The organism is Streptomyces sp. 8L, assembly GCF_020176795.1.
Classification (GTDB): Bacteria; Actinomycetota; Actinomycetes; order Streptomycetales; family Streptomycetaceae; genus Streptomyces.
In genome coordinates, this window is record NZ_JAIUKE010000451.1 from 1 (window position 1) to 9,868 (window position 9,868).

A 9,868-nucleotide genomic window follows, 5' to 3' on the forward strand; every position below is an offset into this window, starting at 1 on the left:
CGCCGGCCCCCCGCGCGGGGCCCCCCCCCCCCGGGCCGGCCCCCCCCCCCCCCCCCCGGGGGGGCCCCCCCCCCGGGGCCCCCCCGGGTCGCGTCTGCGGACAGCGGCGCGGCCTGCCCGGGCGGTTCCGCGTGGCAGCGCCGCCGAGCTGTTTTCGTTCCGGAGCGTCCGCGCACGAGTTGTCGTACCGCTGAGTCGTACGACTTCCCGCCCGGCCCGCCGTACCGCTGCGCCGTGCGACTGCCTCTCGAACATCCGGTCACGAACGCATAGCATCCGCCACATGCCTACAGGTCAGTGGTATCCGCCGGAATGGCCGGAGCGCATCCGGGCTCTCGCCGCAGGTGAACTCGACGTGGTGCCCCCGCGCCGTGCCGCCACGGTCGTACTGCTGCGGGACGGCGTCCCGGGGCCCGCCGTGCACATGCTGCGGCGGCGCGCCTCCATGGCCTTCGCCGCCGGCGCGTACGTCTATCCCGGCGGCGGTGTCGACCCCAGGGACGACGACCGGCTCGTCGGCTGGGCGGGCCCCGGCCGGGAGACCTGGGCGCGCAGGCTGGGCGTCGCCACCGAGGAGGCACAGGCCATCGTCTGTGCGGCCGTACGGGAGACCTACGAGGAGGCGGGGGTCCTGCTCGCGGGCGAGAGCGTGGACACGGTCGTCGGGGACACCACGGGCGACGACTGGGAGGCGGACCGCGCCGCCCTCGTGGCCCACGAACTGTCCTTCGCGGAGTTCCTGGACAAGCGGCGTCTCACGCTGCGCAGCGACCTGCTCGGGGCGTGGGCGCGCTGGATCACCCCGGAGTTCGAGCCGCGCCGCTACGACACCTGGTTCTTCGTCGCGGCGCTCCCCGCCGGGCAGCGCACCAGGAACGCGTCCACGGAGGCCGACCACACCGTGTGGATCAGGCCCGCCGAGGCGACCGCGGCCTACGACGCGGGCGATCTGCTGATGATGCCGCCCACGGTCTCCACGCTGCGTGCGCTGGAACCGTACGGTTCCGCGGCCGAGGCACTCGCCGCCGCCGAGCACCGCGATCTGGAGCCCGTGCTCGCCAGGGCCCGGATGGAGGGCGGCGAGCTCGTCCTCAGCTGGCCGGGCCACGACGAGTTCACCAAGCGGGTCAGCAGTACTCCACACGACGGAGGCGAGCGGCGATGACCGACGCGGCACAGCTCCCCGGACAGCCTCGCGCGGCCGTCTCCTCGGGCCCGGCGACCCCGCGCGCGTTCAACGTCCTCGCGCCGAACCCGTCGCCCATGACCCTGGACGGCACGAACACCTGGATCGTCGCGGAGCCGGACTCCGGCCTCGCCGTCGTCATCGACCCGGGGCCGCTGGACGAGTCCCACCTGCGGGCGGTGATCAGCGCCGCGGAACGCCAGGGACACCGGGTCGCGCTCACCCTCCTCACCCACGGCCACCCCGACCACGCCGAGGGCGCCGCGCGCTTCGCCGAGCTGACCGGCACTGGCGTCCGCGCGCTGGACCCCGCGCTGCGCCTGGGCGACGAGGGGCTCGCGGCCGGCGACGTGATCACGACGGGCGGCCTCGAACTGCGGGTCGTGCCCACCCCCGGCCACACCGGCGACTCGCTCTGCTTCCACCTGCCCGCCGATCGCGCCGTCCTCACGGGCGACACGATCCTCGGCCGCGGCACCACGGTGGTGGCGCATCCCGACGGGCGGCTCGGCGACTACCTCGACTCGTTGCGCAGGCTGCGGTCCCTGACCGTCGACGAGGGGCGTGACGGCGTCGACACCGTCCTGCCGGGCCACGGGCCGGTCCTCGAGGACGCGCAGGGTGCCGTCGAGTACTACCTCGCCCACCGCGCGACCCGCCTTGCCCAGGTCGAGACGGCCGTCGAGAACGGGCTGCGGACCGCGCCCGAGGTGGTGGCGGAGGTGTACGCGGGCGTGGACCGGGCCCTGTGGCCGGCGGCCGAGCTGTCCGTACGCGCGCAGCTGGAGTACCTGAAGGAGCACGGGATCATCTAGACGCCGCCTGCGGGGCGTACGGGCCGCCCAGGGCTCCGCGCGTCCGAGGCGCCCGTGGATTCAGGGCTCTGCCCGCTTTCTGTGAGGCGCCCGTAGGTCCAGGGCTCCGCGCCGCCGCGTGCGAGGCGCCCGTGGGCTCGGAGCCTCAGGGCTCGGGCCAGGTCTTGCGGCCGTGCACGCGCGTGTACTCGGCCGCCAGCCAGGGTCCCAGGTCGTCCGCGTACGCGCTGAGGACCGCGGGGTCCGTGCTCGGGGCGCGGGCGACGACGGCCGCCGCGCGCAGCTCGTCGCCGCGCTGCGGGTAGTAGCGGGCGAAGATCTCCGCCGATCGGCCCAGGTCGCTGGTCCAGCCGCCCCAGCGGGGCATGACGAGCGTGAACGCCGTACGGACGAGGAGACGCGCGTACGCCCGGCTGAGCCGCGCGCGTGCGGCGGGGTCGCCCGCGGCGGTGGCGTTCTGCCTGCGCCAGCGGGGGAGCCTGAGGTCCAGGCTCCCGTTGGTCTCCCGGGCGAGTCGCGTGTCGGGGCGGTACCTGGGCAGGAGGGCGCCGAGGTCGTCGTCGGCCAGTGGCGTGCAGAGACAGGCCACGAACCAGCCGAGGTCGTACCGTTCGCGCGCGCTGAGCAGCCGGCCGGCCGTGTACAGCAGGATTCCGACGCCGTCGACCACACCGTACGAGGCGTCGAGGGCGGTTTCGAGACCGCGAGCGGCGGCTTGGTCGGCGTCCGAGGGCTCCTCGTACGGCTCATCGGCGACCGGGCGAGCCGTGGGCGCCGGGCCCGCCGGGTGCAGGGCGATCAGAAGATCGAGGTCCGAGAGCCCGGGGCGGGCCGTGCCGCGTGGCACCGATCCGTACAGATAGGCGCTGTGCAGCCGCGTTCCGTACGTCTCCGACACTCGCCGCCGCGCGTCGTCGACGAGGGGCGCGAACACGGGCGACACCCGGCTGAGCGAGCCCTCGCGGACGATGAAGCCGGCCTGGTCGAGGCCCCTGCCGCTGTCCTCGCCGCCGTGCTCACGCGTCTCGCCGTCGGCCTTGTCCGTCTCGTGGCCGTGGGCGCCCGTCTCGTAGCCGTGCGCGCTCACAGCCATGCCCCCGGCTCGGCTCCATCCACGCCCTCGGCTCCTCGGCTCGGACGGGGGCCGGTCAGCGCGAACGCTTCGCGAGGCGCTCCACGTCCAGCAGGATCACCGCGCGCGCCTCCAGCCGCAGCCAGCCGCGCTGCGCGAAGTCCGCGAGGGCCTTGTTGACCGTCTCGCGCGAGGCGCCGACCAGCTGGGCCAGCTCCTCCTGGGTGAGGTCGTGCACGACGTGGATGCCTTCCTCGGACTGCACGCCGAACCGGCGCGACAGGTCGAGCAGGGCACGGGCCACGCGGCCCGGCACATCGGAGAAGACCAGGTCGGACATCTGGTCGTTGGTCTTGCGCAGGCGCCTCGCGATGGCACGCAGCAGCGCGGACGCGACCTCGGGACGCACGTTCAGCCAGGGCAGCAGGTCGCTGTGGCCGAGCCCGAGGAGCTTGACCTCCGTCAGCGCCGAAGCCGTGGCCGTGCGCGGGCCGGGGTCGAAGAGCGAAAGCTCACCGATCAGCTCGCCGGGACCGAGCACGGCGAGCATGTTCTCGCGGCCGTCCGGGGAGGTGCGGTGCAGCTTCACCTTGCCCTCGGTGACCACGTACAGGCGGTCTCCGGGGTCCCCCTCGTGGAAGAGAGCTTCGCCACGCGCGAGCGTGGTCTCACTCATCGAGGCGCGGAGCTCGGTGGCCTGATCGTCATCGAGCGCCGCGAAGAGCGGGGCACGCCGCAGAACGTCGTCCACGAGTTCTCTCCTTGTCGACCTGCTCGGGAAGCGGACCCCCTGTCGGGAGCCGTGATCCCCATGATGCCGTAGGTGCTGCTGATGCCGTACGTGCAGCAACCTCTCCGTACGGAAAGTTTGACCTACCCAGCATGCTCTGCCGCGCGCTCACGCGGAATCGGGTGACGGGTGGCTCGTATCCACCCGGATGTCAGTACCGGGCTTTAGGCTGGCCGGGTGTCCAACTGACCGGTGAACGACCGGCGACAGCGCAGGCCAAGGGGGCTTGAAGAGTGTCCGCGGAGACCAATTCCGCTGTGGGCGAACAGTCCTCGGCAAAAACGAAAAACGGGAAAAAAGCCGCGAAACCCGAGTCTCATCTCGCGATGGTCCGCAGGGCCCGCCGGATGAATCGCGAGCTCGCGGAGGTGTATCCGTACGCGCATCCGGAGCTCGACTTCCGCAACGCGTTCGAGCTCCTGGTGGCGACCGTCCTGTCCGCCCAGACCACCGACCTCCGGGTGAATCAGACGACGCCCGCGCTGTTCGCGAAGTACCCCACGCCCGAGGACCTGGCGGCGGCCGTCCCCGAGGAGCTTGAGCAGGTCATCCGGCCCACGGGCTTCTTCCGTGCCAAGGCGAAGTCCCTGATCGGCCTGTCCACCGCGCTGCGCGACCGCTTCGACGGCGAGGTGCCGCCCCGCTTGGAGGACCTCGTGACGCTGCCGGGCGTCGGCCGCAAGACGGCCAATGTCGTCCTGGGCAACGCGTTCGGCGTGCCCGGCCTGACCGTGGACACCCACTTCGGCCGGCTCGTGCGGCGCTGGAAGTGGACGGAGCAGGAGGACCCCGAGAAGGTGGAGGCGGAGGTCGCGGAGATCTTCCCCAAGAGCGAGTGGACGATGCTCTCGCACCGGATCATCTTCCACGGCCGGCGCGTCTGCCATTCCCGCAAGCCCGCCTGCGGAGCCTGCCCGATCGCCCCGCTGTGCCCCTCGTACGGGGAGGGCGAGACGGACCCGGAGAAGGCGAAGAAGCTGCTGAAGTACGAGATGGCGGGCAAACCGGGGCAGCGGCTCAGCCCGCCCGCCGACTATCCGGGCAGGCCCGCGCCGCCGCTGGGCACCCCGGAGGGCGACGCGTGACGGCGCGCCACGCGCCGCTCCCGGGCGGCGTGCCGCGCGGCGCGTTCGCCGCCCGCTCGGCGGCGGCGAGGGCGATGGCGGCCCCGCGCGGGCGCGGCGGGCGTACGGGCGGAGCCGAGGCACCCGGAATGCGCGGCGATGGCTGACGGCGCCACCCGGGGCGGTGGCGCGCGGAACGATCGCACGGCCGGTGCGCGTTACAGCTCGGGGGTGCCGATGACGCACACGGAAACGCAGGTCGACGCGCAGGTCGACGCAGAGAACGGCTCACTGGCCGTAACGGGGAAGAAGGCGCCCACTGCCCTGACCTCGGGCGCCGTGAGGCCCGATCCCGTGACGTCCGCGGCGGAGAAGCGGACGTCGGGCGGCGGGCCGGCCCGGGACGGGGCGCGGGATGCGCCCGGCGCGGTCACGGCCGATGGCGCGGTCACGGCCGATGGCGCGGTCGCGGCCGACGTCGCGGTCAGTACCGCGGGCCTGCCCGACTGGCTCCAGCCGGTCGTGCGCGCCGCCGCGACCGTACGGCCCGAGCAGCTCAGCTCGTTCCTGCCGCCGGAGGACGGCGCCGGCCGGCAGTCCGCCGTCCTGGTCCTCTTCGGCGAGGGGGCCCGCGGCCCGGAGCTGCTGCTCACGGAGCGCGCCGGCAGCCTGCGTTCGCACGCGGGCCAGCCGTCCTTCCCGGGCGGCTCCCTCGATCCCGAGGACGGCGATCCGGCCACGGTGGGCCCGCTCCACGCGGCCCTGCGCGAGGCACGCGAGGAGACCGGGCTCGACCCCTCGGGCGTGCAGGTGTTCGGCGTCCTGCCCCGGCTCTACATTCCGATCAGTGAATTCGTCGTGACACCGGTGCTCGGCTGGTGGCACACGCCGAGCCCGGTCGGCGTCGTGGACCCCGCGGAGACCGCCCGCGTCTTCACGGTTCCCGTGGCGGATCTCACCGATCCCGCCAACCGCGCCACGAGCATTCACCCCAGAGGCCACCACGGCCCCGCATTCCAGTGCGGATCGTCGTTGGTCTGGGGTTTCACCGCCGGAGTGATCGACCGCATCCTGCACTACGCCGGGTGGGAACTGCCCTGGGACCACGAGAAGCGGGTCCCCCTCGACTGGCGGGCATGACAGGCTGACTCCCGCGCCCGCAATCGCGCCCGGACCTGGGCCGGGCCCGCGCCCCGGCCGGTCGGGGCACGGGCGGGCGGGCCACCACCCGGTCAGGACCTCAAGACCACCACGCGAGGCACCTGGGACGACAATGCGAGGCAACTGACGGTGAACGTGCTGGACATCCTGCTGCTGGTCGCCGCCGTCTGGTTCGCGATCATCGGCTATCGCCAAGGGTTCGTCGTCGGCATCCTGTCGGTGATCGGCTTCCTCGGCGGCGGCCTCGTCGCCGTCTACCTGCTGCCCCTGGTGTGGCGGCAGCTGACCAGCGACGCCGATGTCTCCACGACCGCGGTCGTCCTCGCCGTCGTGGTCGTCATCGTCTGCGCCTCGGTCGGCCAGGCGTTCACCACGCACCTGGGCAACAAGCTGCGGAGGTTCATCACCTGGTCCCCGGCCCGCGCCCTGGACGCGACGGGCGGCGCTCTGGTGAACGTGATAGCGATGCTGCTGGTCGCATGGCTCCTCGGCTCCGCGCTCGCCGTCACGTCCCTGCCGACGATCAGCAAGGAGGTGCGCGGCTCGAAGGTGCTCACCGGGGTGTCCCAGGTGATGCCGGATCAGGCGACCACGCTGTTCTCGGACTTCTCGTCGGTACTCGCGCAGAACGGCTTCCCGCAGGTCTTCAGCCCCTTCGCGAACGAGCCCATCACGCAGGTCCGGGCGCCCGACCCGGCCCTCGCGGGCAGCCCCGTGGCGGCCCGCGCGCAGAAGTCCGTGGTGAAGGTCGTCGGTACGGCCTCCGGCTGTGGCAAGGTCCTCGAAGGCTCCGGGTTCGTCTTCGCCGACCACCGGATCATCACCAACGCGCACGTCGTGGGCGGCGTCAGCGACCCGACCGTCCAGGTCGGCGGCCAGGGCAGGCTCTACGACGCGAAGGTCGTGCTCTACGACTGGCAGCGCGACATCGCCGTCCTCGACGTACCCGGCCTGCACGCGACGCCGTTGCAGTTCAGCACCGCGGACGCGCGCACCGACGACAGCGCCATCGTCGCGGGCTTCCCGGAGAACGGCGGGTACGACGTGCGCTCGGCCCGCGTCCGCGGCCGGATCAACGCGAGCGGCCCCGACATCTACCACCGCGGGAACGTCACCCGCGACGTGTACTCACTGTTCGCGACGGTACGTCAGGGCAACTCCGGCGGACCCCTGCTGACCCCCGACGGCAAGGTGTACGGCGTGATCTTCGCGCGGTCCCTCGACGACGACAACACGGGGTACGCGCTGACGGCGGACGAGATCCGGCCCGACGTCACGGCCGGCAGGACCGCCGATCAGCAGGTCGACACGCAGGGCTGCGCCCTCTGACCCGGCCCGAGGTCCGTCCCCGGCGTTCGCGGGGTGGTGCGCAGCGCTCCCGGGCGCTCCCCCGCAGCGGCGCTCGCGGGCGCTACTTCGCGCGTGCGGTGAGGGGTCAGGTGCCGGTGCCGGCCCTGGCCGCGGAGCCGCCGCGCTGGTGGCGCAGCCTGGCCGAGACCCAGCGGGCCCTGCGGCGGATGATGCGGGGAATGCCGAGCCCGAGACGCTGATCGTGGACCGCGGTCCCTATCTGCGGGACACCGCCCCTCGGGTACGTGATCGGCGCGGTGGCCGACGTGGGGTTCTTGCGTGCTGCGTCACCGTAATCGTGCGTCCAGCCCATACCCGACGTGTGCCCCTGCCCCATGGTCGGTAATCGCCTGAGCCTGTGCCAATCGGCCTATGCTTCCGGCATTTGGCATCTCGTACGATCGTCGTAGCGGGCTCGTGCGGTCGGGAGGCTGCCCGACGCGTGAGACACGTGAACACGTGAGACATGTGACGGTGGCCCGGCGACCCTCGGTGCGGAGTCGGCGTGAAGACCCTCCGGCGTGGGCGGCCTCTGATCCCGCCTGCCCCCGGAGTGACGGTCTATCGGTTCGCGCTGCCGCTGCCGGCCTGGTCGCCGCCGCCCTCGTTCCCGGTCCAGCTCCCGTTCCCGCCGTCGCGGCGGTCCTGCGCCGGATCGGCCAGCCAGTCCAGAAGCTCCGTCGAGAAGGCGACCGGGTCCTCCTCGTGAGGGAAGTGCCCGGTGCCCTCGAAGAGCCGCCAGCGGTAGGGGGCCTCCACGTACTCCACCGACCCCGCCGTGGACCGCGTCCGCATCGCGGGGTCGAGCGCCCCGTGCAACTGGAGCGTGGGCACGCGCACGGGACGCTTCATGCGCCGGTAGAACTGGACGCCGTCCGGGCGGGCCAGTGACCGCACCATCCACCGGTACGGCTCGATCGAGCAGTGCGCCGTCGAAGGGATCATCATCGCCCGCCGGTACATGCCGAGGGTCTTGTCGTCGGGCTTGTCCGGCCCGGACCACTCCCTGATCAGCTCTCCCACCAGCTCGGCGTCGTCCGCCATGAGCCGGCGCTCCGGAATCCACGGGCGCTGGAACCCCCATACGTACGATCCCGCGCGGGTCTGGGCGAAGTCCGAGAGCATCGCCGAGCGCCAGCGGCGCGGATGCGGCATGGAACTCACGACCAGCCGCCGTACGAGCTTCGGGCGCATCACCGCCGCGGTCCAGGCGAGATAGCCGCCCAGATCGTGCCCGACGAGTGCCGCGTCGGGCTCGCCGAGGGACCGTACGACGCCGGTGATGTCGAGCGCGAGGTTCGCGGGATCGTAGCCGCGCGGCGTACGGTCACTGCCGCCCACGCCCCGCAGGTCCATCGCCACGGCCCGGTACCCGGCGTCCGCGAGTGTCACCAACTGGTGGCGCCAGGTCCACCAGAACTGCGGGAAGCCGTGCAGGAGCAGCACGAGCGGCCCCTCGCCCATCTCGGCGATGTGGAAGCGCGCACCGTTGGCCGCCACATCGCGATGGGTCCAGGGGCCGTCGATGCGCACGCCCGAGTCAGAGGCCGTCATGCAGACGAGCGTGCCACAGACGAGGAGTCCGATGTGCCCGTCCCGAGCTCCCGCGGGTGCGGCTTGGCCTTCTGCAGCACGGCCGCGGTCTGCTTGGCGGACGCGATGGTCTTCTCCGGCGGCTTGACCTTCTTGAACTTCAGCGCGGCGATCCCGCCGAGGATGCCCGCGAGCACCACGAAAGCGCCACCGACGATCAGGAACGACCAGGCGAGCCCGAGGCCGAGATTGTGGATGCCGTACGCGGCGGCGAAGCTGAACACGGGGAGCGAGAACAGCAGGAAGACCCCGGCCACGGCGCCCGCGCCACCGCCCACCGCGCCCCGCTTGACGTCCTGGCGCAGCTCAGCCTTGGCGAGCGCGATCTCGTCGTGCATCAGCTCCGACATCTCGGCCGTGGCGGCGGCGACCAGCTGGCCGAGACTGCGGTCGGCGGGGACGGCTTCGACGACGGTGCCCGTCTTGACCGCGTCGGCAACCTGCTTGTCGGGGTCGCTCATCGGTGACTCCCTCTCCTCGGCCGTAACCGTTTTCTCGTGTGGTGTTTCTCGTGTCGTACGTCTGTTTACGTCTGTCTACGTATGTTTACGTCTACGTCCGTGCGCACGTCTGCGTGTACGGGCCCGGGTTTCCCGCTGTGTCCGGGTCCCCGGTCCACGCGTCCGTTGTCCGATCATGCCGGACCGCCGCCATCCTCGCGCGCCGCCCCCACCGGATCGGGTCCGGAACGGACGTGTTACCCATCGGTACACCCGCCTGCCCGCGATCCACCCGCCCGATGCGCGGAACCCCCGGGCCGGCGAGCGGCGACACCTGGGTCGCCGGCCCGCGATACCCCGGCCCGCGGCCCGCGAAACGGGGGCGCCGGGGGGTCGG

At 72.6% G+C, this 9,868-nt stretch carries 10 protein-coding genes; 5 read left to right on the top strand and 5 right to left on the bottom strand.

The features are described from left to right. Window positions 1-283 precede the first annotated feature (283 nt). Both LCE31_RS30690 and LCE31_RS30695 read left to right on the top strand, forming a co-directional pair. Window positions 284-1,165, top strand: a complete 882-nt coding sequence (locus LCE31_RS30690) for an NUDIX hydrolase (protein ID WP_225020107.1) — start codon at window positions 284-286, stop codon at window positions 1,163-1,165. Next, window positions 1,162-2,001 (top strand): MBL fold metallo-hydrolase, encoded by an 840-nt coding sequence (locus LCE31_RS30695; protein WP_225020109.1) that lies wholly within the window; start codon window positions 1,162-1,164, stop codon window positions 1,999-2,001. The genes LCE31_RS30690 and LCE31_RS30695 overlap by 4 nt, the downstream gene beginning before the upstream one ends. A 145-nt stretch (window positions 2,002-2,146) precedes the next feature. Here the strand turns inward: LCE31_RS30695 and LCE31_RS30700 are convergent, their stop codons facing one another. Together LCE31_RS30700 and LCE31_RS30705 are read right to left on the bottom strand one after the other, a co-directional pair. After that, a complete protein-coding gene (locus LCE31_RS30700; protein ID WP_225020111.1) occupies window positions 2,147-3,094 on the bottom strand; it encodes a nucleotidyltransferase domain-containing protein in 948 nt (315 codons plus the stop codon). Window positions 3,095-3,149: 55 nt separating this feature from the next. Continuing rightward, window positions 3,150-3,824 (bottom strand): Crp/Fnr family transcriptional regulator, encoded by a 675-nt coding sequence (locus LCE31_RS30705; protein WP_225020113.1) that lies wholly within the window; start codon window positions 3,822-3,824, stop codon window positions 3,150-3,152. Window positions 3,825-4,120: 296 nt separating this feature from the next. On the opposite strand from LCE31_RS30705, the gene nth reads away from it, so the two are divergent. From nth to LCE31_RS30720, 3 genes are all read left to right on the top strand, one after another. Next, window positions 4,121-4,948: an endonuclease III gene (gene nth, locus LCE31_RS30710; protein ID WP_225020115.1), complete on the top strand. Its 828-nt coding sequence runs from the start codon at window positions 4,121-4,123 to the stop codon at window positions 4,946-4,948. Between the two features lie 216 nt (window positions 4,949-5,164). Beyond that, window positions 5,165-6,067 carry an NUDIX hydrolase gene (locus tag LCE31_RS30715; protein WP_225020117.1) on the top strand — a complete coding sequence of 301 codons (903 nt, stop codon included), beginning with the start codon at window positions 5,165-5,167 and terminating at the stop codon, window positions 6,065-6,067. Between the two features lie 150 nt (window positions 6,068-6,217). Beyond that, window positions 6,218-7,417 (top strand): MarP family serine protease, encoded by a 1,200-nt coding sequence (locus LCE31_RS30720; RefSeq protein WP_225020119.1) that lies wholly within the window; start codon window positions 6,218-6,220, stop codon window positions 7,415-7,417. 106 nt (window positions 7,418-7,523) lie between these two features. On the opposite strand, the gene LCE31_RS30725 is transcribed toward LCE31_RS30720, so the two are convergent. The 3 genes from LCE31_RS30725 to LCE31_RS30735 all read right to left on the bottom strand — a co-directional run bounded on the left by LCE31_RS30725 (window position 7,524) and on the right by LCE31_RS30735 (window position 9,381). After that, a complete protein-coding gene (locus tag LCE31_RS30725; RefSeq protein ID WP_225020121.1) occupies window positions 7,524-7,751 on the bottom strand; it encodes a hypothetical protein in 228 nt (75 codons plus the stop codon). Between the two features lie 248 nt (window positions 7,752-7,999). Then, window positions 8,000-8,992: an alpha/beta fold hydrolase gene (locus LCE31_RS30730; protein WP_225020122.1), complete on the bottom strand. Its 993-nt coding sequence runs from the start codon at window positions 8,990-8,992 to the stop codon at window positions 8,000-8,002. Next, window positions 8,989-9,381: a phage holin family protein gene (locus tag LCE31_RS30735; RefSeq protein WP_263632499.1), complete on the bottom strand. Its 393-nt coding sequence runs from the start codon at window positions 9,379-9,381 to the stop codon at window positions 8,989-8,991. Before LCE31_RS30735 ends, LCE31_RS30730 begins: the two co-directional genes overlap by 4 nt. Between the last annotated feature and the right edge of the window lie 487 nt (window positions 9,382-9,868).